General features: G+C 70.5%; 27 protein-coding genes. 11 read left to right on the forward strand and 16 right to left on the reverse strand.

Features of this window, described 5'->3' with window-relative positions:
- Nucleotides 1–133 precede the first annotated feature (133 nt).
- The 8 genes from ID554_RS18750 (at nucleotide 134) to ID554_RS18785 (ending at nucleotide 9,078) form a co-directional block, all read left to right on the forward strand.
- Nucleotides 134–799 (forward strand): NuoI/complex I 23 kDa subunit family protein, encoded by a 666-nt coding sequence (locus tag ID554_RS18750; RefSeq protein ID WP_396888384.1) that lies wholly within the window; start codon nucleotides 134–136, stop codon nucleotides 797–799.
- Complete coding sequence (locus tag ID554_RS18755; protein WP_117226297.1) at nucleotides 796–1,350, forward strand: NADH-quinone oxidoreductase subunit J family protein; 555 nt, start codon at nucleotides 796–798, stop codon at nucleotides 1,348–1,350. Before ID554_RS18750 ends, ID554_RS18755 begins: the two co-directional genes overlap by 4 nt.
- Nucleotides 1,347–1,721 carry an NADH-quinone oxidoreductase subunit NuoK gene (gene nuoK / locus ID554_RS18760; protein WP_223884153.1) on the forward strand — a complete coding sequence of 125 codons (375 nt, stop codon included), beginning with the start codon at nucleotides 1,347–1,349 and terminating at the stop codon, nucleotides 1,719–1,721. The genes ID554_RS18755 and nuoK overlap by 4 nt, the downstream gene beginning before the upstream one ends.
- Nucleotides 1,718–3,664: an NADH-quinone oxidoreductase subunit 5 family protein gene (locus ID554_RS18765; RefSeq protein ID WP_117226296.1), complete on the forward strand. Its 1,947-nt coding sequence runs from the start codon at nucleotides 1,718–1,720 to the stop codon at nucleotides 3,662–3,664. Before nuoK ends, ID554_RS18765 begins: the two co-directional genes overlap by 4 nt.
- Nucleotides 3,661–5,199, forward strand: a complete 1,539-nt coding sequence (locus tag ID554_RS18770; protein WP_117226295.1) for a complex I subunit 4 family protein — start codon at nucleotides 3,661–3,663, stop codon at nucleotides 5,197–5,199. The genes ID554_RS18765 and ID554_RS18770 overlap by 4 nt, the downstream gene beginning before the upstream one ends.
- Nucleotides 5,196–6,662, forward strand: coding sequence for an NADH-quinone oxidoreductase subunit N (locus tag ID554_RS18775; protein ID WP_117226294.1), 1,467 nt, complete (start codon nucleotides 5,196–5,198; stop codon nucleotides 6,660–6,662). Before ID554_RS18770 ends, ID554_RS18775 begins: the two co-directional genes overlap by 4 nt.
- 126 nt (nucleotides 6,663–6,788) lie before the next feature.
- Entirely contained in the window at nucleotides 6,789–7,664 is an 876-nt protein-coding gene (gene htpX / locus ID554_RS18780) for a zinc metalloprotease HtpX (RefSeq protein ID WP_117226465.1), read from the forward strand.
- 154 nt (nucleotides 7,665–7,818) lie between these two features.
- Nucleotides 7,819–9,078 (forward strand): MFS transporter, encoded by a 1,260-nt coding sequence (locus ID554_RS18785; RefSeq protein WP_117226293.1) that lies wholly within the window; start codon nucleotides 7,819–7,821, stop codon nucleotides 9,076–9,078.
- A gap of 26 nt (nucleotides 9,079–9,104) precedes the next feature.
- Here ID554_RS18785 and ID554_RS18790 read toward each other — a convergent pair whose 3' ends face one another.
- The gene (locus ID554_RS18790; protein ID WP_117226292.1) at nucleotides 9,105–9,734 is read right to left on the reverse strand and encodes a TetR/AcrR family transcriptional regulator; all 630 of its coding nucleotides are present in this window, start codon (nucleotides 9,732–9,734) and stop codon (nucleotides 9,105–9,107) included.
- Nucleotides 9,735–9,858: 124 nt separating this feature from the next.
- Between ID554_RS18790 and ID554_RS18795 the strand changes: the two genes are divergently transcribed.
- The gene (locus ID554_RS18795) at nucleotides 9,859–10,635 is read left to right on the forward strand and encodes an SDR family NAD(P)-dependent oxidoreductase (protein WP_223884154.1); all 777 of its coding nucleotides are present in this window, start codon (nucleotides 9,859–9,861) and stop codon (nucleotides 10,633–10,635) included.
- A 6-nt stretch (nucleotides 10,636–10,641) separates the two neighbouring features.
- Here ID554_RS18795 and ID554_RS18800 read toward each other — a convergent pair whose 3' ends face one another.
- The 15 genes from ID554_RS18800 to ID554_RS18870 form a co-directional block, all read right to left on the reverse strand.
- On the reverse strand, nucleotides 10,642–11,856 hold the full coding sequence (locus tag ID554_RS18800) for a tyrosine-type recombinase/integrase (RefSeq protein ID WP_117226290.1): 1,215 nt from the start codon (nucleotides 11,854–11,856) through the stop codon (nucleotides 10,642–10,644).
- 13 nt (nucleotides 11,857–11,869) lie between these two features.
- Nucleotides 11,870–12,058 carry a helix-turn-helix domain-containing protein gene (locus tag ID554_RS18805; RefSeq protein WP_117226289.1) on the reverse strand — a complete coding sequence of 63 codons (189 nt, stop codon included), beginning with the start codon at nucleotides 12,056–12,058 and terminating at the stop codon, nucleotides 11,870–11,872.
- A 23-nt stretch (nucleotides 12,059–12,081) separates the two neighbouring features.
- Complete coding sequence (locus ID554_RS18810; RefSeq protein WP_117226288.1) at nucleotides 12,082–13,869, reverse strand: replication initiator; 1,788 nt, start codon at nucleotides 13,867–13,869, stop codon at nucleotides 12,082–12,084.
- Nucleotides 13,869–14,132, reverse strand: coding sequence for a hypothetical protein (locus tag ID554_RS18815; RefSeq protein WP_117226287.1), 264 nt, complete (start codon nucleotides 14,130–14,132; stop codon nucleotides 13,869–13,871). The genes ID554_RS18810 and ID554_RS18815 overlap by 1 nt, the downstream gene beginning before the upstream one ends.
- Complete coding sequence (locus tag ID554_RS18820; RefSeq protein WP_117226286.1) at nucleotides 14,129–14,890, reverse strand: hypothetical protein; 762 nt, start codon at nucleotides 14,888–14,890, stop codon at nucleotides 14,129–14,131. The genes ID554_RS18815 and ID554_RS18820 overlap by 4 nt, the downstream gene beginning before the upstream one ends.
- Nucleotides 14,877–15,164 carry a hypothetical protein gene (locus ID554_RS18825; RefSeq protein WP_117226285.1) on the reverse strand — a complete coding sequence of 96 codons (288 nt, stop codon included), beginning with the start codon at nucleotides 15,162–15,164 and terminating at the stop codon, nucleotides 14,877–14,879. Before ID554_RS18825 ends, ID554_RS18820 begins: the two co-directional genes overlap by 14 nt.
- On the reverse strand, nucleotides 15,161–15,541 hold the full coding sequence (locus ID554_RS18830; RefSeq protein WP_117226284.1) for an RRQRL motif-containing zinc-binding protein: 381 nt from the start codon (nucleotides 15,539–15,541) through the stop codon (nucleotides 15,161–15,163). Before ID554_RS18830 ends, ID554_RS18825 begins: the two co-directional genes overlap by 4 nt.
- Nucleotides 15,538–15,840: a hypothetical protein gene (locus ID554_RS18835; RefSeq protein ID WP_117226283.1), complete on the reverse strand. Its 303-nt coding sequence runs from the start codon at nucleotides 15,838–15,840 to the stop codon at nucleotides 15,538–15,540. The genes ID554_RS18830 and ID554_RS18835 overlap by 4 nt, the downstream gene beginning before the upstream one ends.
- Nucleotides 15,837–16,283, reverse strand: a complete 447-nt coding sequence (locus ID554_RS18840) for a DUF6197 family protein (RefSeq protein ID WP_147333387.1) — start codon at nucleotides 16,281–16,283, stop codon at nucleotides 15,837–15,839. The genes ID554_RS18835 and ID554_RS18840 overlap by 4 nt, the downstream gene beginning before the upstream one ends.
- Nucleotides 16,284–16,368: 85 nt before the next feature.
- Nucleotides 16,369–16,578, reverse strand: coding sequence for a hypothetical protein (locus tag ID554_RS18845; protein ID WP_117226281.1), 210 nt, complete (start codon nucleotides 16,576–16,578; stop codon nucleotides 16,369–16,371).
- Nucleotides 16,575–17,444, reverse strand: a complete 870-nt coding sequence (locus tag ID554_RS18850) for an FtsK/SpoIIIE domain-containing protein (RefSeq protein WP_117226280.1) — start codon at nucleotides 17,442–17,444, stop codon at nucleotides 16,575–16,577. Before ID554_RS18850 ends, ID554_RS18845 begins: the two co-directional genes overlap by 4 nt.
- An 85-nt stretch (nucleotides 17,445–17,529) precedes the next feature.
- Entirely contained in the window at nucleotides 17,530–18,477 is a 948-nt protein-coding gene (locus ID554_RS18855; RefSeq protein WP_117226279.1) for a hypothetical protein, read from the reverse strand.
- A 109-nt stretch (nucleotides 18,478–18,586) separates the two neighbouring features.
- Nucleotides 18,587–18,772: a hypothetical protein gene (locus ID554_RS18860; protein WP_117226278.1), complete on the reverse strand. Its 186-nt coding sequence runs from the start codon at nucleotides 18,770–18,772 to the stop codon at nucleotides 18,587–18,589.
- A 23-nt stretch (nucleotides 18,773–18,795) separates the two neighbouring features.
- A complete protein-coding gene (locus ID554_RS18865) occupies nucleotides 18,796–19,224 on the reverse strand; it encodes a DUF3307 domain-containing protein (RefSeq protein WP_117226277.1) in 429 nt (142 codons plus the stop codon).
- A 279-nt stretch (nucleotides 19,225–19,503) separates the two neighbouring features.
- Complete coding sequence (locus ID554_RS18870) at nucleotides 19,504–19,821, reverse strand: hypothetical protein (RefSeq protein ID WP_117226276.1); 318 nt, start codon at nucleotides 19,819–19,821, stop codon at nucleotides 19,504–19,506.
- Between the two features lie 240 nt (nucleotides 19,822–20,061).
- On the opposite strand from ID554_RS18870, the gene ID554_RS18875 reads away from it, so the two are divergent.
- Nucleotides 20,062–20,877: an AAA family ATPase gene (locus ID554_RS18875; protein ID WP_223884155.1), complete on the forward strand. Its 816-nt coding sequence runs from the start codon at nucleotides 20,062–20,064 to the stop codon at nucleotides 20,875–20,877.
- On the forward strand, nucleotides 20,877–21,419 hold the full coding sequence (locus ID554_RS18880; protein WP_117226275.1) for a phosphotransferase-like protein: 543 nt from the start codon (nucleotides 20,877–20,879) through the stop codon (nucleotides 21,417–21,419). The genes ID554_RS18875 and ID554_RS18880 overlap by 1 nt, the downstream gene beginning before the upstream one ends.
- Nucleotides 21,420–22,120 lie beyond the last annotated feature (701 nt).

Here is a 22,120-nt window from a genome sequence, read left to right on the forward strand (position 1 = left end):
GTCCTGCGTCCCATCATGGCCGATCACACGCGGGCCGGCGCGGGGAGCCGACGGACGCCACGGTCCGGGCCGGACGGTGGGGATCGTCGGGTGGTGGTCGCGCGCGCCGTGGCCACAGGGCAGGATGTTGCGCATGAGCGAGCGAAGCGAGTCGGCCGGCGTACCCGGCAGCGGCCTGGTGAAGGGGCTGGCGGTCACGCTCAAGACGATGACGAAGCGCTCCACCACCCAGCAGTACCCGGATGTGGTGCCCGATCTGCCGCCCCGCTCGCGCGGGGTGATCGCGCTGCTGGAGGAGAACTGCACGGTCTGCATGCTCTGCGCCCGCGAGTGTCCGGACTGGTGCATCTACATCGACTCGCACAAGGAGGAGGTGGCGGTGCCCGGCGCGGCCCGGCCCCGCCAACGCAACGTCCTCGACCGGTTCGACATCGACTTCTCGCTCTGCATGTACTGCGGCATCTGCATCGAGGTCTGCCCCTTCGACGCGCTCTACTGGTCGCCGGAGTTCGAGTACTCCGAGTACGACATCAAGGACCTGCTGCACGACAAGGACCACCTGGGCGAGTGGATGGCGACCGTGCCGCCGCCGCCCGCGCACGACCCGCAGGGCGAGCCGGCCAAGGAGGAGACCGCCGCCGCGCGCAAGGCCGCGGTCCCCGCCGCGTCCGCCGCCCGGCCGACCGTCCCGGCGGTACGCCCCGAGCGCCGTCCCGCCGCCCGCCCACCCACCGCCGAGCCCGCCGCCGCAGATGCGGGTACGCCCGAGACCGATGCCGGGGAAGGCACTCCCACGTGACCGGGGTGGACGCCCTGCTGCTGGCCCTCGGCGCGGTGGCCGTCGGGTCGGGGATGCTGGTGGTGGCGACCAGGCACCTGGTCCGTGCCGGGCTCTACCTGGTGGTCTGCCTGGGCGCGCTGGCCGGCATGTACCTCGTGCTCGCCGCCGAGATGGTGGCCTGGGTGCAGGTGCTGATCTACGTGGGCGCGGTGGTGGTGCTGCTGCTGTTCGCGGTGATGCTGACCCGGGCACCGATCGGCGCCTCGGACGATCTGGACCGTCCTGGCTGGCCCGCCGCGTTGATCGGCGGCGGCGTCGGGCTCGGCCTGTCGGCCCTGCTCGTCGACGCGTACCGCTGGACCGCGGTGGACCTGCCCGAGCCGGGCACCGCCGAGCGCATCGGTGAACAGGTCTTCGGAAGCTGGGTGCTGCCGTTCGAGGTGCTCTCCGTACTGCTGCTGTCGGCGCTGGTCGGCGCGATCGTGCTGTCCCGACCGGACATCGGTCGGGCGTCGCGCGACCGGGCGGAGACGCCCGGGGGCGGCACGCCGCAGGGGCGGTCGCGGTGAGACCGGTCATCCCGTACGTCACCGCCGCCCTGCTGTTCGGCCTCGGCGTCTACGGCGTCCTGCGGCGGCGCAACGCGGTGCTGGTGCTGATGGCCGTGGAGTTGATGCTCAACGCGGTGAACCTGATCCTGATCACCGCCGACACCACAGCCAAGGCGCTGCTGCCGCACGGCGGGCAGGTCTTCGCCCTCTTCGTGATCGTGCTGGCCGCCGCCGAGATCGGGGTGGGGCTGGCGATCGTGCTCCAGCTCTATCGGATGCGGGCCAGCGTCGCGGTGGACGAGATCCCACTGGCCGAGCGCTCGGCCGACGAGCCGACGCCGGTGACGGCCGGTCCGGCCGGTGACGTGGTCGCGGAGGGGGAGCGGTGAGCACCGCGACGCTGCTGGGTGTGCTGCTGCCGGTCGTCCCGTTGGTCGCCGGCCTGGCCGGCCTGTTGCTGCCGCCCTCGCCGCGCGGCGCCGCCGCCGGTGCGGGTCCGGCCCGCCGGGTGGCCGTCGCGCTCGGCGTGACCGGCGCGGCCGGTGCCCTCGCCCTGGCGGGGGCCCTGCTGGTCACCCTGGACGGTCCGGTGGAGGCGTCGACCACCTGGATCGACCTCGGCGGTCTCGCCGTCACCCTCGGGGTACGCCTGGACGGCGCCGCCGCCCTGGTCGCCGTCGCGGTCGCCGCCGTCGCCCTGGCCGTGCAGGTCTACTCGACCGGTTACCTGTCCGGTGGCCCGCGCGTCGACGTCGACCATCGCTACCCGCCGTACGCGGCCCAGATCAGCCTCTTCACCGCTGCGATGCTGCTGGTGGTGGTCTCCGGGGACCTGATCCTGCTGCTGGTCGGCTGGGAGGTGATGGGCCTCTGCTCGTACCTGCTCATCGCCCACGACCGGCGGCTGCCGGAGGCCCCGGCTGCCGCGATGAAGGCGTTCCTGGTGACCCGGGTCGGTGACGTCGGCTTCCTGCTCGGTATCGCCCTGCTCGGTGTCTCGGCGGGCAGCTTCCGGATCGCCGACGTGCTCGCCCACTCCCACAGCACCACCACGCTCACCGCCGCCTGCCTGCTGCTGCTCGCCGGGGTGGCCGGCAAGAGCGCCCAGTTCCCGTTGCACACCTGGCTGCCCGACGCGATGGCCGGCCCGACCCCGATCTCCGCGTTGATCCACGCCGCGACCATGGTCGCCGCCGGCGTGTACGCGGTCACCCGGCTGTGGCCGCTGTTCGAGGCCACGCCGGTCGCGCTGGCCGTGCTCGGCGTGATGGCGTCGGTGACGCTGCTGCTCGGCGCGCTGGCCGCCACCGCGCAGGACGACATCAAACGGGTGCTGGCCTGGTCCACGGTCTCCCAGCTCGGCTACATGACCGGGGCGCTGGCCGTCGGCTCGCCGCCCGCCGCCCTGTTCCACCTGCTCACCCACGCCGCGTTCAAGGCGCTGCTGTTCCTCGCCGCCGGTGCGGTGATCCACAGCCTCGGCACCGCGCTGATGTCCCGGATGGGCGGGCTGCGGCGCACCATGCCGGTCACCTTCTGGTGCATGCTGATCGGGCTGGGCGCGTTGGCCGGCGTACCACCGCTCTCCGGTTTCTGGAGCAAGGAGGGCGTGCTCGCCGCCGCCGAGGGCGCCGCCCTGCACGGCGACGGCCCGTCCGCCGCCTGGGTGGGTTGGCTGGTCTGGATCGCCGGGCTGGTCGGCGTGGCCGTCACCGCCTGGTACGCGACCCGGCTGCTGCTACGGACCTTCTTCCATGCGACCCGCACCCCGCTGGCCCACCCGCACGATCCGCCGGCCGTGCTCCGTTGGCCGCTTCTGGTGCTCGCCGTCCCGGCGGCCCTGCTCGGCCTGGCCGGCTTCCCGGGCTGGTTCTCCACCCAACTGCAACGCACAGTGCCAGCCGACCCCGAGGCGGTGTCGGACCTGATGCCGCCGGACGGGCTGATCCATCTCACGCCGGCTGTGCTGCTGCCGTTGGCGTTGCTGCTCGTCGGTGCCGGGCTCGCCTGGGTGAGCTGGCGGCGGGACAGCGCCGCTGATCCGGCCACCGCACTGGGGCCGCTGCGGCCGGTCCTCGCCCGCGCGTTCCGGCTCGACGACGTCCAGCACGCCCTGGTGGTACGCCCGACGACCGCGTTGGGTCGGCTGGCCCGCACCGCCGACGAGCGGGTGGTGGACGGCGCGGTCACCGGCACCGGCCGGGCGGCCCGCGCGCTCGGCGGCGGGCTCGGCACCCTGCACCGGGCGGCGCTGCCCCGGGCGGTCGTCGCGGTGCTCGCCGGTGCGCTGCTGCTCGGCCTGGCCGCCGTCCTGATCGGAGGAGCGGCATGACGTCCGGCGAAGTCCTGCTGGTCGCGGTTCTCGCGCTGCCGGCCCTCGGTGCCCTGGCGGTGGCGGCCACGCCGCACGAGCGGAGCGCGCGGGTGGTGGGCACCGTCGTCGCCGCGCTGACCCTGGTCGCGGCCGTCGCGCTGCGCGCCGGCCGGGACGCCGGCTGGTCGGCGTACCTGCCGGACGGCAACGCCGGGGCGGTGCTGCCCTGGCACACCGTCGACCTGCCCTGGGTGCCCGGCCTGGACCTGCGCTTCCACCTCGGGGTGGACGGCATCTCCTGGCCGCTGGTGGTGCTCACCGCCCTGCTCACGCTGCTCTGCTGCGGCTACAGCCTCTGGCGGGTGCCGACCGGCGGCAGCGGGAAGGCGCTGGTGGCGCTGCTGCTGGTGGTCGAGGTCGGCATCCTCGGCACCTTCCTCGCCCTCGACCTGGTGCTGTTCTTCCTCTTCTTCGAGGTCGTCCTGCTGCCGATGTACGCGATCATCGTCGGCTGGGGCGGCGACAGCGCCGACCTGGCGGCGGTCGACGCGCGGCGGCGGGCGGCCCGGAAGTTCGCCCTCTACACGCTCTTCGGCTCGGTGCTGCTGCTGGTCGGCGTGTACGTCGTGGTGGCCGCCGCCGGCACCGCCGACATCGTGGCGCTGACCGGTGGCACGGAACTGTCCAGGACCACCCAGCTCGCCGCGTTCACCCTGCTCGCGGTCGCCTTCGCGGTGAAGAGCCCGCTCTGGCCGCTGCACTCCTGGCTGCCCGACGCGCACACCCAGGCGCCGACGGTCGGCAGTGTGCTGCTCGCCGGTGTGCTGCTCAAGATGGGCACGTACGGCCTGATCCGGGTCGCCGTCGGGGTGGCCCCGGAAGGGGCCCGCTGGGCGGCACCGGTGCTCGGCGTGCTCGCCGTGGCCGCCATCCTGGTCGGCTCGCTGGTCTGCCTGGCACAGACCGAGCTGAAACGGCTGATCGCGTACTCCAGCGTGGGGCACATGGGCTTCGTGCTGCTCGGGATCGCCACGCTCACCGCCACCGGCATCCAGGCGGCGCTGATCGGCAACGTGGCGCACGGCATCATCACCGGCCTGCTCTTCTTCCTGGCCGGGGCGATCAAGGACCGTACCCACACCGGGGCGCTGAGCGAGCTGTCCGGACTGCGGGAGACCGCGCCCCGACTGTCCGGGCTGCTCGCCTTTGCGGCGGTCGCCTCGCTGGGGCTGCCCGGCCTGGCCGGCTTCTGGGGCGAGGCGTTCGCCGTGGTCGCCGCGATCCAGGTGGGCGGTGCCCTGTGGACCACGCTGGCCGTGCTGGCGGCGCTCGGCGGGGCGTTGACCGCCGCGTACCTGCTGCGGCTGTTGCGCCGGGTCACCCACGGCCGACCCACGCCGACGGTCAGCGGCCTCGGCCGGGGGATCGCCGGGGCCGAGTTCGCCGCCTGGGTGCCGCTGGTGCTGCTGACCCTCGTCGTCGGGCTGGCCCCGACCCTGGTGCTGGGCGTCGCCGAGGCGCCGGTGGCCGCCCTCGTAGGAGTGCTGCCATGAGCGAAGTGCTGGTGCAGAGTGTCGACAACGTCGCGTTGTTGCCGGCGTACCTGGCCGCTGGGACCGCCGTCCTGGTGCTCCTGGTGGACCTGCTGCTGGCCCGTCCGGCGGCGACGGTGGCCGCGGCGGTCACCGGTGCGGTCGCCACCGCCGTGGGAGCGGCGGCGGTCGGCACGCTGCCGGACCGGCGTACGTTCTGCGTCGGTGCCGACTGTTCGTGGGTCTTCGGTGGCCGGGCCGCCCTGGTCGCCGCGCTGGTGGCGCTGCTGCTGGTCGGGGTGCTGGCGCTGTCCGGGCCGTTGCTGCGCGACGGGCGTACCCCGGTGGGGGAGTACTGCTTCCTGCTCGCCTGCTCGATGACCGGTGGTGTGGTGCTCGGCGCGGCCGGTGACCTGATCACCCTGATCGTCGCGGTGGAGGTGCTCACCCTGCCGCTGTACGTGCTGGTCGGGCTGCGCCGGGGCAGCCTGGCCAGTGCCGAGGCGGCGGTGACCTTCTTCGTGGTGAGCGTGGTGGCCACCACGCTGACGCTGCTCGGTGCGGCGCTGCTCTACGCGGTCACCGGCGCGTTGCACCTGGACCGGCTGGGCGGGCTGCTCGCCGACGGGGCCCTGCTCGACCTGCCGCTGACCACGGTGGCGGTGACGCTCGTGGTAGCGGGCCTGGCGTTCAAGGTGGCGGCGGTGCCGTTCCACGTCTGGGCGCCGGCCACCTACGACGGCGCGCCGCTGCCGGTGGCCGCGTACCTGTCGACGGCCTCGAAGCTCGGCGGGGTGGTCGCGCTGCTGGCTGTGGTGCAGCACGCGTTGCCGGCCGAGGTGACCGGGCCGGTGCTGGCCACGGTCGCCGTGCTGACCATGACCGTGGGCAACCTGGTGGCGCTGCGCCAGCGGCGTACGGTGCGGCTGCTGGCCTGGTCCTCGGTGGCGCAGGCCGGGTACATTCTCGCTCCGCTCGGCGCGCTGGCGCTGGCCGATCCCGACGCGCGCACCGGCGCGTACGCGGCTGCCCTGGCGTACGCCGTCTTCTTCGTGCTGTTGGAGCTGGCGGCCTTCGCCGGAGTGGTGGCGTTGCGCCCGGCCGGCGCGGACGGCGGCACCCTCGACGACCTGCGGGGTGCGGCCCGCCGCCACCCGTGGGTCGGCGGCGGCCTGGCGTTCGCGCTGGTCGGGTTGGCGGGCCTGCCGCCGGCGCTGGCCGGGCTGTTCGCCAAGGTGACCGTGGTCCGGTCGCTGCTCGGTGGCGAGGCGAACTGGCTCGCCCTGGTGGTGGCGGTGAACGCGGTCCTCGGCCTGGCCTACTACCTGCGCGTCGCGGCGTCGCTCTACGGGCCGCCCGGGGACGCCGTCGCGCCCGCCGTCCGGCCGGGACGGGCGGTGATCGCCGCGCTGGCGGTGGCGACGCTCCTCGCCGTGGTGGTCGGGTTCGCACCGCAGGTGGTGCTGGATCTCGCCGGGGGCTGAACGCGATCGCACTCCTGGTCATGACTGTCACTCAGGTAACTCTCAGTCATGAAGCGGATGGTTAACGGGTACCGGGTTGTTGTACCGGTCAGCGGATTCCGGCATCCGTGTACCGAAGGAGTGATCGTGCACCACAACCGTCTGAAGACCGCCGCGTTGCTCGGCCTGCTCACCTCGTTGATCCTGGCGGTGGGCTACTGGTTCGGCGGCAGTGGCGGACTGGTCATCGCCGTTCTCGTCTCGCTGGCGATGAACGGTTTCACCTACTTCTACTCCGACAAGCTGGCGTTGCGCTCGATGCGGGCGCAGCCGGTCACCGAGGCGCAGTTCCCCGAGCTGTACCACATGGTGCGGGAACTGGCGGCCGAGGCGCGGCAGCCGATGCCACGCCTGTACGTGAGCCCGACCGCCCAGCCCAACGCGTTCGCCACCGGGCGTAACCCGCAGAACGCGGCGGTCTGCGTGACCCAGGGGATCGTCGAGATTCTCGACTACCGTGAGCTACGGGGCGTGATCGGGCACGAGCTGTCCCACGTCTACAACCGGGACATCCTCATCTCCAGCGTGGCGGCCGGTCTGGCCGGCATCATCACCATGGTGGCGAACCTCGCCCTGTTCATCCCGCTCGGCGGCAGCAGCGACGAGGACGGCCCGAACCCGATCGTGCTGCTGCTCACCATCATCCTGGGCCCGATCGCCGCGACCGTCATCCAGCTCGCGATCAGCCGCAGCCGGGAGTTCCAGGCGGACGCCTCCGGCGCCGAGCTGACCCGCGACCCGCTGGCCCTGGCCAGCGCGCTACGGAAGATCCACATGGGTACCCAGCGTCGGCCGCTGCCGGCCGAGGGCCAGCTCACCAGCACCGCCCACCTGATGATCGACAACCCGTTCAAGGGCGGTGGCATCTCCGCCCTGTTCGCCACGCACCCCCGGATGGAGGAGCGCGTGGCCCGGCTGGAGCAGATGGCCGCCCAGACCGGCCCGGTCCGCTACCAGCGCTGACGCACCACCCAGCCCCTTCGCCGCCCGCGCCGGGTCGTCCCCGGCGCGGGCGGTGCGCGTCGGGTGTGAGCGCGATAACCATGTCGCGTTCCGCCACCTGAGCGTTAGGGTCTAAACGATTCTGGCTCATTACATTTGCGGTGGGGGGGCAACGGTGGTCGGGCTGCGCCGGTATCTGAGCGTCTGGCAGATTCCAGGTGCGCCGACCTTGCTGGTCACGGGCATTCTCGGGCGCCTCGGGATCGGCATGACGCCGCTGGCGCTGCTGCTCGTCGTGGAGCAGGTCACCGGCCGCTACTCGCTGGCCGCCCTGGCCGGCGGCTGCTACGCCCTCTCCGGTGCCGCGCTCAGCCCGGTCGCCGGACGGATCGCCGACCGCATCGGTCCCACCCCGGTCCTGATCGGCACCGCGATCGCCCACCCGCTGGCGCTGGTCGGGCTGCTCTGGTCGGCCCGCTCCGACACCGTGCCCTTCACGGTGGTGCTGGTCGCCTCGGCGCTGGCCGGCGGGTCGTACCCGCCGCTGACCGCCGCCATCAGGGGCGCCTGGAACGACCTGACCAGCGTCGCCTCCGGTCGCTACCACCTGCGCAACACCGCCCTCGCCGCGGAGACGACACTCTTCGAGATCGTCTTCGTGCTCGGCCCGCTGCTCGTCGCCGGGTTCATCCTGTTCGCCGACGCCGGGGCGGCCCTGATCGGCGCGGCGGTGGTCACCCTTGTCGGCACCGTGGCGGTGGCGCTCGGCCGGACCATGCGGGGCTGGCAGCCGCACTCCCGTGAGCACCGCACCCGGGGGCTCGGCCCGCTGCGGGTCGCCGGCTTCCCGGCGCTGCTGCTCTGCGTTGCCAGCCTTGGCATCGCGTTCGGCGCGACCGGCGTGACCGTACCGGCGTTCGCCACCCGCTACGCCGCCGACGACCCGGACAGTCTCGCCGGTGTGCTGCTGGCCGTCTGGGGGATCGGCAGCGCGATCGGCGGGTTCTGGTTCGGGCTGCGCCGCCCGGCCCGGAACATGACCCGCCAGTTCGCCTGGCTGCTGGGTGGGGTGGCGAGCAGCTTCCTGGTGTTCGCCGTGATGCCCACGGCGGGCGCGTTGGGCGTCGCCCTGGTGATCGGTGGTGCCGCCATCGCGCCCGCGTTGACCCTGGAGAACACCCTGGTCGGGCGGATCTCGCCGCTGGGGATGCTGAACGAGGCGTACACCTGGGTGGTGACCATGTCGGTCGGCGCGAGCGCGGCCGGTGGCACCGTCGCCGGCCTGATCGTCGACCACGCCGGTGGCGTGCCCTGGGCCTTCCTGTTCGCCGGTGCGGCGGTCGCCGTCGGGGCCGGGGTCGCGGCCCTGCCCGCCGGCCCCATCGCCCGCGCCGAGGCCGACGCGGTACGCCTCGAAGCCCCGGTCACCGTCTGACCCCTGCCCCGGGCACTCGCTCTTTGTCAGGGGCGCAACGCGCGGAGCACGTGCTCGACCAGCGCGTCGGCGTACTCGCCCGTGAGTGGCCCGGTGCGCAGCAGCCACCGTTGGTACAACGGCGCGTAGAGAAGTTCGAGCGCCAGGTCCAGGTCGGCGTCGGCGCGGATCTGCCCGGCCCGCTGCGCGCTGCGCAGCCGTTCCCGCTTGGCCTCGTCCACCGGTGCCGCCAGCCGCTCCCGGTACTGCGCGGCCAATTCCGGGTCACCCGCGATCTCCAGGTTGAGCGCCCGGATCGGCGCCTCGAACGCCGGGTCGGCGAACTCCGCGACGGTGGCCCGCAGCACGGCTTTCAGGTCAGCCTCGATGTCGCCGGTGTCCGGCAGCACCACACCGCCGGCCTCCTCGCTCAACGCCAGGAACGCGTCGAAGACCACCGTCCCCTTGGACCGCCACCACCGGTAGATCGTCTGTTTGCCGACCCCCGCCCGCGCCGCGATGGCCTCGATGGAGAGCTTCGCGTAGCCGACCTCGGAGACCAGCTCCCGCGTGGCCCCCAGCACGGCCTGCCGGGACCGTTCACTGCGGCGCGCCGGGTCCGGGCGCTTCGGGGCCGTCTCGGGTGCTGGGTCGGTGTTTCTCGGGGCCGGGGACATGAGGTCGGAGTATATCGACAGTGAGACGAGACGGTCCGTCTTGACGGATTGGTTACGGCCGAGCGCACTCGAACCGTCAAGCGAGACGATCCGTCTCGTCTCATCTGATCAGGGGAGGTGCGAGGTGGCAGATTCTCGCGTGTGGTTCATCACCGGGGCCACCCGTGGACTGGGCCGGGCGGTCACCGAGGCCGCCCTGGCCGCAGGGGACCGGGTCGTCGGAGCGGCCCGGGACGTCGGGCCGTTGGCCGACCTGGTCGAGCGCTATCCCGACACCCTTGTCGGGCTGCCCCTGGACGTAGCCGACCGGTCCGCCGTCACGGGGGCGGTGGACCGGTCGGCCGAGACGTACGGCCGGCTCGACATCGTCCTCAACAACGCCGGCGGGATGCTGCTCGGAATGCTGGAGGAAGCCACCGAGGAACAGATCCGGCGGCACTTCGACGTCAACTTCTTCGGCGCCGTCTGGGTCACCCGGGCCGTCATCCCGCACCTGCGCTCACAGGGCAGCGGCCGCCTGCTCCAGGTCACCTCGATGGGCAGCGGAGCCGGCGTCGCCTCCGTCGGCTTCTACGCGGCCGGCAAAGCCGCACTCGACGCGCTCAGCCAGTCCGTGGCGATGGAACTCGCGCCCTTCGGCATCACGGTCAGCATCGTGCAGCCCGGCGGCTACGACACCGGCCTCTACCCGGCTGACCCCCCACGACGCGCGCGCCCCCGGCTACCCCGGCTGGGGTGCCGGGCCGCCAGCGTCACGGGCGCTGAACCGGCCAGGTGGAGGCACCGCCCGCTGGCCGTCCCCGGTACTCCCCGGGAACGGCCGGCGGTGCGGGCCGCTGCCTCAGCGGTAGTTGGTGAACTGGCGAGAAACCGCCCGCCACCAGCCAAAACGCGCCCATGATCGCAGCTAGGCCGTCGCCAGGCCGTCAGACGATGGCGCGAACACCTTGTCGACGGCACGGCGCGTGCGGTCCTCGCTGGTCGGCATGAGATGGGTGTAGGTCCGCAGTGTGAAGCCCGGGTCGGCATGACCGAGGTACTCCGACAGCGCCTTGACGCTCTCTCCGGTATCGAGCAGTACCGAGGCGTAGAAGTGCCGCAAGGCGTGCATCCCGGTGGCCCGGGAATGCTGGATGCCGGCAGTCGACAGGGCGGTGTGCCAGTAGTCCCGGTTGAACGTGTGACGGTCCATGGCGACGTTCGTCCGACCGTGGACGACCAGGTTGACCGTGACCGCAGGCCCGCCGGGCACCTCCCACGGTAGCGACACCGGTACGGGAGGAAAGTCCTCCAAGTGGTGAGTGAGGGCCGCACCCACCGACGAGGGCAGTGGGATGTCTCGTGTCTTGCGTCCTTTGGGCAAGGCGTAGACGAGCCGGCTACCCACGATCTTCAACTGGCGGACGACATGCAGGGTGCCCTTGAGGAAGTCGATGTCCTCCACGGCCAGGGCTAGCACTTCACCCTGACGAAGACCGCAGCCCGCGCCCAGGTCGACGGCGACGCGGTAGCGATCGGGCAGGCCGCAGCGGATGGCGAGCACCTGTTCCCCCGACCAGGGCACGACCTTGCGGGGCGGAACCTTCGGTGGTCGGACTGTCTTCGCGTGACACGGATTCCGAGGGATACGGCCGTCGTCGACGGCCGCGTTCAGGATCGTGGCGACGTTGCTGTAGGCGACGACCCGGTAGGTAACCGCCAAGCCGAGCTGTTGCAGCGCGCGATCCAGTTCCCGCAAGTGAGTCGGCAGAATCGCGGCCAGGGCGCGACCTCCCAGGTAGGGGATGATGTGCCGGCGCAACCGTCGCTCGGTGGCTTCGCGGGTGGACTCATCGAAGGTCTGCGCGGCCAGCCACTGCTCGGCGTACTGCCGGAAGGTCAGCTTTCCGGCGGCCGGGTCGATGTAGGTGCCGCGTAGCTTGTCTGACTCCACCGAGACGAGGAACGCCTCAGCCGCCCGCTTCTCCCGATCGGGGAACGACTTCGATCGCTCCCGACCGTCCGGCGCGATGTACCGCACCCGGTAGCGGAGCCCTTTGCCGTGCAGAGATGTCTTGACCCGCTCCGACTTGCCGTCAGGGCGAGCAACGGTCTTGTACCAACGGTCTTCGACGTGGGCCAACGATGCTCCTCCCTCAGGCTGCGGCTTGCTGCTCGAACCACGCCCGAACGCTGTCCGGGTCGTAGCGCAGATGCCGACCGACACGGCCAGCGGGTGGACCGATGCGGCGCTTGCGCCAGGTGTAGAGGGTCTGGACCGGAACGCCGAGGTACGCCGAGACGTCGTCGACGGTCCAGAGCGTGAATGGTTGGGCGGCGGGCATGTCGTCTCCCTTGATCGAGGGGGTCAGGCGGCAGCCGGCGCGGTGCCGGCAGGGGTGGTGCTGAGTTCGTGGGCGAGTTCTTCGCGGCCGGCGCTGCGTCGCTCTCTGGCCATGGCGGCGGCGGTGGCGGCGAGCATCGCGTCACCGGAGGTGTGCCAGCCGATGCCGGCAAAGGTGAGGGTGCCGACGATCAGGGTGGTGTCGTCGTCGTGGTGGTCGACGGTGCGGAGCGTGTCGGGGTGCTCGTCGGCCTGGTGGTGGTGTTCGTGTCGCCGGTAGCTGACGCGGGTGTCGCGCAGGAGTTGGAAGGTGACGGAGTAGCGGCGGGCTTTGGTGAGGAAGTGGCCGCCGAAGCCGAGCATGTGTGCCCATCGGCGTAGCCGGGCGTAGGGGTTGCTGGTGGCTGGTTTCGTCGGTTTGGTGTCAAGGGCGGCTTGACGCCTGGCGATGCAGACGGGGCAGGCGGCGTAGCGGGTGTGGGTGCCGCAGTCGGGGCACTCCCACGCGGGGATGAAGCCGGGCCGGGGCCGGTGGTCGCGGGGCCGCTGGGATAGCGGGACGGGTGTGCTGGTGGGTCGGCCGATGCGCCAGCAGGCGTCGATGAGGCGGGCGGTGTGGTCGCCGTCGGGGTCGGCGTAGTTCCCGATGGTGTCGGCGGTCAGGCGGGTGGAGGTGTGCCCGGTGGCCTCGGTGCTTTTGGTGGCGTACTTGGCAAGGTAGCCGGCGACCATGCCGTCGGTGACCTCACCGTGCCCGCTGGTGGTGATCGGTCGTAGGTCGATCTGCTTTCCCCAGGTGATGGGCCATCCTCCGGGCCGGTCGGGGTGCTTCGGGGTGTCGAAGGCGATCTGTGCGGCGGCGTGCCGGAGGGCGTCGACGAGGTCGTCGACGTCGAAGCCGGGTGGGGGTGGGATGACGGCGGTGGGGTCGGTGGGGTGGACTCCGTCGAGTCGGGCGATGGCGTGGAAGTGCACCGCTCCCCGTGCCTGCAATTCCGCGACCTTGCCCGGCGAGAGCCGTACGGGTGCAACCATTCGGGTCTTGCCGGAGGCGGTGACGACGGCGATGCGGGGGACACCTCGACGGCGGGCGAGTTTGGCGAGCCATCGTTCCGCGGCTTGTTTGGTGCGGTGCCACAGTTCGCCGGAGAACAGGTTCCACACGACCTGGTGGCCGTGGTCGTAGCAGTCGAGGCAGAGCGGCTGTCCGAGCACGGCGTCACCGGGCTCATGCCTGGCCCAGCAGACGGCGGGACGGCCGTGCTCGCAGAGGCCGAGGGAGCGGCGGGCGTGGCAGGGTTCGGCCCGGCAGTCGCAGCGCCGCCGGTTGCGGCAGGTGTGCTTGCGGACCACCCGGGCGTGAACGGTGCCGAAGGACGGTGCGGTGAAGGTGGCGAACACCGCCGGATGCGCGGCGACTGTCTCGGGGACGCCTTTGCCGCCGACGAGGCCGGCGCGCAGGAGTTGAAAGGCGTCTCGTTGGTAGGTGTGCGCGCAGGACGGGCAGACGGTGGCGCGTCGGTTGCCGCAGGCGGTGTAGATCGCGGCGTCGGGCATGGCGTCGGTGTGCCGCTGGTCGAGGACCCGGCCGGTGGATTGCTCGACGGTGAGGAGCTGACCGGCGAGGCGGATCGGGCGGGTGCAGCCGGCGGCGGCGCGGACGTGGTCCAGCCAGCCGTAGTAGTCGGGTTGGGTGGAGCGTAGGTAGGCGGAGCCGGCGGTGGTGTAGTCGTACACGGGGGTGGTGTCGGCGTTCGAGCCCACACCCCGGGCCAGAGCGGTCCGGGGTGTGAGGTCCAGCGTCGACGCCATCAGGCCGCGACCTCGTGGGTGCGGGTGGTGATGGTGCGTTCGCGCACGATGTTGCGGCAGGCGCCGCACTGGCGCTTGGCCGGCTCATGCCGGTGACAGGGGATGACAGCGGTGGTGGTGCCGCAGCGGATGGTGACCGGCGTTCGGCATTCTCCGCCAGGGATGGTGTCGACGATGGTGCGGCGGGTGTCGAACGGGTGAGGCTCCGGCTGTGCCGGGCAGGTGTGGGTGATGTGTTCGATGTCGACGAGGTAGATGGTCATCGGGCACCACCGGTCAGGGTGGTGAGGAGGTGTCCCGCCGTGGCGGGGGTGATGTCGAGTCGGTCGGCCAGCTCGGCGGCGGTGATGGCCCGTCCGGTGGTCTGTTCGTGCTGCACGGCCGAGAACCGGGCCATCGGCAGCAGGTGGGTAGGGATGTCGACCGGCTCGACGGCCGGCACGGTGACAGGCTCCGGCTCGACAGCCGGCGCGGGAGTCGGCTCGACGGCCGGGGTGGGGTCGGGAGCGGTGATCGCGGCCGGTGGGACCGGCTCAGGCGTGGCCGTGACGTGCTCGGCGGCGGGAACCCGGATCGGTTCGACCGGCGTGGGTGCCGGTGCCGGGTTGTCGTCGTGGACGGGGGCGAGGACGAGTTTGACCAGGGCCATGAAGGCCAGGGCGGGGACGGCGGAGAGGAACCATCCGGTGGGGCCGACTTTGCCGACGGCGACGCCAAGTTGAGCGGCGAGGGAGAAGCCGGCGAAGGCCACCAGGAGGACGAGGGGGTAGCCGATGGGTCCGCCGTGGCGCTTGCGGCGGCGGATGATGAGCAGGCAGGCGACGGGGACGAGTTCGGAGATGACGGCGTTGGCCCATCCGAACCAGCCCGGCGTTCCGTCGGGGCTGTTGGCCATGGTCCAGTCGTGGACGTGGGTGAAGGAGGCCGCTCCGGCGGCGAGGCCGACGAAGATGACGATGAGGACCAGGACGACGCCCTCCATACGTGCCGCCCACGAGGCGGGCGGGTTAGTGGTCGCCATGAGGGATCACCTCCGGGAGGCGGTCGGTGGGGATGAGGTCGACCACGCCGGAGCAGTGGGCGCACATGATCGGCGTCAGGCCGAGCGCGGCGAGCTGCTGGCGGAAGCAGGGCAGGCAGGTGAAGTCGGCCGGGAACAGTCCCTCGCCTTCACAGAGGAGGCAGCGGCCGAGGCAGGCCGGGCAGGGGACGAAGACGGGGCCGAGGATGTTGTGGACACCGGCGGGGGTGTTCTGCTCGATGCACCACGAGCAGGAGTCGTTGGGGAAGATCACGAGGTGCTCCCTTCGTGGCAGTCGAGGCATTCGCCGTAGCGGCGGGGGATGTAGTAGGGCTTCACCTCGCCGCAGTAGCGGCAGGTACGACGGGCACGCAGCGCCTTCCCGATGGCGGCGCGTTGGGCGGGGGTGGCGGTGCGCTTGGGTTTAGCCCAGTCGAGGCGGTAGAGGTAGGCGACCCGCTTGCCGCGTCGCCAGAGGATCTGCGCGACCGGGTCGTGACCACCGGGGCGAAGGCCGGCGGCGCGGAGTTGCCGCATGGTGGCCAGGCCAGCGGGGGCCATGCGGTAGGGGAAGGTGGGGAACCCGTGCCGGGTGCCGAGCGGGTCGTAGAAGCGAACCCTGAGACCGATGTGGTCGGCGAAGTCAGTCACGGCCGGTCACCGCCCCAGCGTTGTTGGGCGGCTTGGCGGGAGATGCCGAGGCGTGAGCCGATCTCGGCCCAGGAGTAGCCGAAAGCCCGCAGACCGATCACGGCAGCGGTAATCGCTTCGTCGATGGCAGTGGACAGGGAGACGAGATCGCGGAGGGCTTCGACGTCACCGGTGGCGACGCGGCGGCCGTGGGCGCGGATGATGCGCCGGGCGAACGCGGCGAACTCGGTGTTCTCGACGACATCCCGCCGCTTCTGCGCCGGGATGCGGGGCGTCAAGGTGCGCTTGACGATGTTCATCGCTTCTCACCTCCGGTGATGTGGAGGCGGTCCCACTCGTCGGCGGCGGCGTGGAGGATGTCGAGAACGTCGGTCAGGGTTTGGGTGGGCTCGTCGTTCCACTCGGCGACGATTTCCGTGGTGGAGGTCCAGGAGCCGCTGGTGGAGTCGAAGTCAGGGGTGCGGCCGTCATGCCAGAGAAAGTCGGCCAGGCAGCGGACCGTGTTGTCTCGCAGGATGGCGGCTGTCGGGTCGCCGCATTGCTGGCTTTCGATGCTGGTGGGGGTGCCGTAGACGGCCAACGTGATGGCACCGAGGGTGCAGGCCGGCGGGAAGGCGGGATGTTCGCCCGACTCATAGGGGTTGCCCTGGGTCCAACCGCGCAGTTCGAGGTAGCGAGCAGCCATCCGCAGCAGGTCAGCGGATGTAACCTGTAGGTCGGTGGGTGGGTGGGTAGCCTTCATGGCAGCCACGTCCTTCCAGTAAGGATTTGGTGGAGGTCGGCGGAACCGGACTGCTTTCCAGGGCTGAGGCCGGTTCCGTCGACTGCTAGCGGGTGCGGAGCCGCAGGTAGCGGCGGTGGCGGGTGTCGTCGCCGCCCATGGCGTGTGGGGCGGAGACGAAGACGAGCCGACCCGTGGCGCGGGCGGCGTGGATCATCACGGCCAGGTCTTCCGGGGTGCCGACGATCCACATCTCGGTGAATTGGTTGAAGCGCTGGTTGCTGGCTTTGGCGTGAGCGCGTTCGCGGGTGGTCATGCCGCCATCCCCCAGTCAGCGGGGGAGCCGGGCGGGGTGGTGATGGTGCCGGGCCGGCGGATCCACGCGGCGTAGTCCGCGATGCCGGAGATCTGGGCGTCGGTCAGGAAGGCGACCTTGATGCGGCGCGGGACACCGCCTTCGGCGATGAGGTAGGCGGCTCCCTGGTTGGTGGGGGCGATGTCAGTGGCGGAATAGCCCTGCTCGGCCCACCCGTGACCCAGCACGATGTTCGAGCTGTTGGAGGTGGTGCAGCGGAACGCGGCCCGGTAGCCGAACAGGTCCCGCAGTGAGGTGGGGATGATGTCGAACGACGGCCGTTGCGTGGCGGCGACCACCGGGATACCGGCGGCACGTCCCCGGGCGACCAGGTCGCGCAGGAGAGCGACGAACTCTTCCTGTTCCTGCTTGGCACCGACGGTCGCGGAGTAGAAGGCAATCTCGTCGACCAGGACGGTGATGACGGACAGGCGGTCGGCGGCGGTGACCTTGCGCCGGTTGTGGGCGCGCAGCCACGCGTAGCGGTTATTCATCACGACCTGGAGGCGTCGCAGGACGTCGAGGGCGGCGGTGATGTCGGGGCCGATGAAGGCGTCGGCGGAGTCTTCCCACTGGCCGAGTTCGACGAGTTTGCCGTCGAGGAGGACGAGGCGGGAGTCGACGGAGAGAGCGGCGTGGGCGGCGATGGTGTTGAGTAGGCCGGACTTACCTCCGCCGGGTTCGCCACCGGCGAGGAGGTTGCGGTAGGCGAGGGTGATGTAAACGGGTTGGCCGAACTCGTCGATACCGAGGAAGATCGGGTCGAACATCGACAGGCCGGGACCCACCGGAACCCCCGCAGACGGGGAGGCGGTAGCGGTAGCCATGGGTGCCCTCCTTGGGCGTTGGTGGGCGCGAGAAGCCACACGAACGAGCCCGCAGGGCTCCTCGCGTCCTGGGTGAAGTGGTGGGTTAGATCCAGTCGGAAACGTCGTCGGCATCCGCCGACGCAGCAGGCGTGCTCCCGTTGGCCGTGGTCGCGGCGGCCGGCTTGGCTGGCTTCCGGTCACCCGGGACGCCCTGCTTGGGCAGGGTGATGGTGGGGGCCTGCACGTCGGGCAGGTCCAGAGCGGTCGGCACCACCGGGGGTGCCTGCTCGACGGTCGGGGTGTCCGGGTCGATCACGTCGACCAAAGGTGACCCGACATTGGCGGTCAGTACCTCACGGCGCTTGATGTCGAACCGCACGTAGGCGGCGTTGCCGTCCGATGCCCGTTCGATGAGCACGGTGGAGGCGTGGCAGGTCACGGCGATCTTGTCCAACCGTGCTTCCAGGTCCTTGACCGACAGGCCAGGGCGCAGGTACACCCACACCCGCTCACCGACCGGAGTCGGAGTGGCCCACAGGATTAGCGGCAGCGAACCGGACTGGTTGGCGATGATGAACTGCGCGAAGCACACCCGCAGTCGGTGCCGGACGACCAGGCACCACGCCCAGGCGACGATCTGACGCCGGACGGGCGGGACAGCGGCCGGGACACCGACGACCAGGGCGACGACGAGCAGGGTCACCAGGGTCGGGGTGTGAGAGGCGAGCTGTACCCAGCCGACCAGAAGCAGACCGGCGAGACCGATCTCCGGGGTCCACCACCACAGCAGCCGGATCACCGGCCAGATGCGGACCAGCACCCACACGATGCCGCCCAGCGGAACGCCGACGCCGACGCCGACGAACAGGGCAAGGATCGGGTGCATGTAGGAAGCGGCCACCACGGCCGACAGAACGCCGACGATCACCGCCGTCAGGACAAACGCCATCCGGGCGTTCCTGGCCCAGGAACGGTGAACACGGGCCTCGATGACCGTCACCGTTCCGGTTGACTTCCCGCCGAACGGGCGGCGAGGACTAGACTTGGACATGACACGTCCTCCCAAGTGATTGGGGTGGATGGGTTGGAAGAGGGCGGGGTCGGCAGGTTGCGAGCCAGTACCGGCCCCGCGCTCGAAATTCCGAGACGCTGACCAAAGGTCAGCCGTTGTCCCGCAGGTTCTGGGCGAGCTGCCCGAAGCGGATGCGCTCGTCCTCGTCCAGGACGGTCGGGGTTCGCCCGGCGGCGCGTTCCTCGCGAATCTGCTTGTCGAGGTGCTTCGGGTCGACCTTGACCTCACGGGCACGACCGTTGCTGTCCTCGCTGAACAGATACTTGCGGCCCATCACGGGCTCCCTTCCTTGAGGGTTTAGAGGCAGGCGATGAGCAGGGACGACACCCACAGGCACGCGGCGTGTAGGGACTGATCGGCCAGGTACATCCCGCAGATCGGGGCCTGACGGTCCGCGAAGTCACCGCTTCCGGTGTGGGTCAACAGCCACCGCACCGGCCAACGCCGGTCGAGAATCGCGTGACTGATCGCGGAAAAGCCCAGCCCGGCGACAATGCCGAAGGCCGTGACGGGCAGATCCAACGCCACGATGGCGACGGCCAACATGACCACCACCACGAAGTGATAGGCCACGACGTGGCCCAACAGGTGACGCCAGCCGAGCCAGCCAGGCGCGGCCTTGTGCGCGGCCTGCTTGTCGGACTGGCCGAACACGTGATCGGCCACCTGGTGACCGGCGTAGAAGGTCGCCGCGACAACGGCAAACACGACGGCGGAAATAGACATGACAACCACTCCCCACAATTGGAGGCAGACGGGTTGGAAGGCAGACGGGTTGGAAGGCAGACGGGTTGGAAGGCAGGCGGGGTCGGCAGGTATGCGAGCCAGTACCGACCCCGCGCCTCATAGGGATGTGACCACCTGACGTGGCCACCGGCCGGAAACATGCGAGCCAGAACCGCTTCCGGACGACATGGAACAGATCAGCGGACCATCAGACCGCTACGCGCGGAGGAGCGCGAAAAGGAACACCGCAGGCTTCACACAGCACGCTGTGCGAAGGACTTACTTGGCCGAGGCACCAGCCTTCGGCTTCAGCGAGATCGCACGGAACGCGACGCCGTTACGCCCGTTGGTCGCCCACGGGATGGCCTCCAACTGCTCGACCTCGATGAGCTGCCCCACCATCACACTCGGCTTCTCACCCGCCGTGGTGATGGTGATGACCTCACCGCCGTTCTCGTCGAGAACGAAGACCTGGGTGGACCACATGAGCCGGCCCGTTCCCTTCTCCGACCGCTGATTGCCGTTCTGGTCGTTCTTCGGCTCCGGGTCCCTCGACACCGTCACCTGCTTCGCCTTGGTGTCCACGTACAGCTTCACTTTCAGACCTCCGAGGTTTCTTGAGCGCGTCCCCTGTGGACGACTGCCCGATGGATCGACGCTAACAGTTGGTTGGCAGACAAAGCAACTGTTAGGTATGCACTATCTGAACTGGCGTCCTGACGTGCAGTGACGCGCGTGGCCGCCTGTTAGGTAACTGGTAGGATCTGGTAGGCAAGCGTGCCTACCCGAAGGATGCCCATGTCATCGCCCCGCCCCCGGTTGACCCGGGGTGAGTCCATGCATCAACAGATCGCCCGGCACATCCGCAACGAGATCGCGGCGGGGGTCCGCCGAGACGGCGACGTGCTGCCGTCAAGCCGTGAGATGGCCGCCGAGTGGGATACCAGCGCCTTCACCATCACCGCTGCGATGAAGGTCCTTGAGGCGGAAGGCTTCATCGAAAGCAAGTCCCGCTCAAAGCGGGTCGTGCGAGTGCCGAACCAGGAACGCCGTGGTCCCGTCCGTCTGCCCAAGCCGCGCGTAGTGCTCATCGGCGGATACGCTGGCAGCGGCAAGACTGAGCTAGGACGGATCCTCGCGCGGGCCACCGGGTGGCCGATGCTCGACAAGGACACCTTGACACGCCCCATCGTTGAGGCAGCACTAGAGATACTCGGCCAGTCCCCGAACGACCGAGAGTCTGACACCTACCTGAAGCTTGTCCGACCTCGCGAGTACGAAGCGTTGAGCAGCGCGGCGGAAGAGAACGTGCAGTGCGGCAACAGTGTCATCGTCACTGCGCCGTTCATCGCCGAGTTCCAGGACGCCAAATGGCTCGAACGCGCTAGGGCCAGATTCGTGGACCTTGGTGCGACCTTGAGCGTGGTGTGGGTGTACTGCGACCCGGACACCATGAATGTGTACATCCGTAGACGAGGTGCAGCCCGCGACGCAGCGAAACTCGCAGACTGGCCCGGCTACCTCAGTCGGATCGACACCGAAGCTCACCCACTGACCGACCACGTCGTCATCAACAACTGCACGTCAGCGGAACCGCTGCAAGACCAGGCCGAGACGCTCGTGAAGTCCCTCATGGGGTTGGAACTCGACTGATGCGCGGCGTGATCCTCTATGGCCCACCGGCATCGGGCAAGGACACCATTACCCAAGCGTTGCACCAGCTCGACAGCACCTACCAGCAGTTTGAACGGCTGAAAGTCGGTAACGGTCGAACGGCTGGCTATCGCATGAGCACGGATCAACACCTGGAAGCGCTCCGGGCCTCAAGTGACGTGCTCTGGGAGAACCGACGGTACCGCTCCACCTACGTCGTCGATGCGCCAGCTCTGCGTCAGCACCTCGGGCAAGGAGTCCCCGTGCTGCACCTCGGCCAGGTCGGTGCCATCGATGCCGTCCGGAAGGCGTTTCCAACAGTCCGATGGACGGTGGTCGCTCTCACCTGTCCTCGCGATCTGGCAGAACAGCGAATAGTCGCCCGCCAGACCGGCGACACGGGCGAGCGACTCAGAGCCTGGGACGCGACCGAGCCACTCACCACCGCCGACATCGTCGTTGACACGTCCGCGATCCAGCCCGATGAGGCCGCAACGCTGATCGACCACACCAGCCGGCGCGCGGCAGCGATGGGGCAGTAACCGGCCGGCTGCCGGCATGTGGTTCAAACTTTCTGTACGTCTTCAAGGCGGCCCTGGACGGGCCGCACGCGCCGCCGCCTGGGCGCGCGTCCGTCGCTCCGCTGGCGCTCCGACTCCGGCCACGCAACACGCCCGGCGGCTGGCGCGAAGGGCGGAAAGCCCGGGGGCCGCCGCAGACGGGACGGGTGTAAAAGTGGTGGAGGTTCGTCGCCGGCAGCCGGCCGCGCCGCGCCCGAGCGGCGCGGCGCAGGGGGAGGGCACGCGGGGTCCGCGTTGCGGGTCGCGGCCGTCGGGGTCGGGGTTGGCGGCGCGAGTGTGCCGGGCCGCCCCTCCAAGCTCAAGGGCGCTTCGCGTCGCAAGCGACGGCCCTGCGGGCCGCCCTTGACCTCGGAGCCTCTGCGACCCTCGGGCAGGAGTCGTGGGCAGGCCGATGGCCTGCCCTTAATGGTGCGCGCCGCCAACCCCGACCCCGACTCGTCGCCGGTCGCGCGGGGCGTCAAGGTCCGCTTGACGTGGCGGGCTGGGCGGGTGGCCTGCTTGCCAACGGACGGGTCGACGAGCGGTGGGCGGACTGGTGCCGCCATCCCTTGACCACTGATAGCAGGCGCACGGCCGCGAGGGCAGCAGACAGCAGGTGAAGAACGGCTGTCGTTCAGCCGACAGAAGATTGGACCGCTGGACCGGTACCTCCAATCTGTTCT

The sequence above is a fragment of the Micromonospora craniellae genome, assembly GCF_014764405.1.
Lineage (GTDB): Bacteria > Actinomycetota > Actinomycetes > Mycobacteriales > Micromonosporaceae > Micromonospora > Micromonospora craniellae.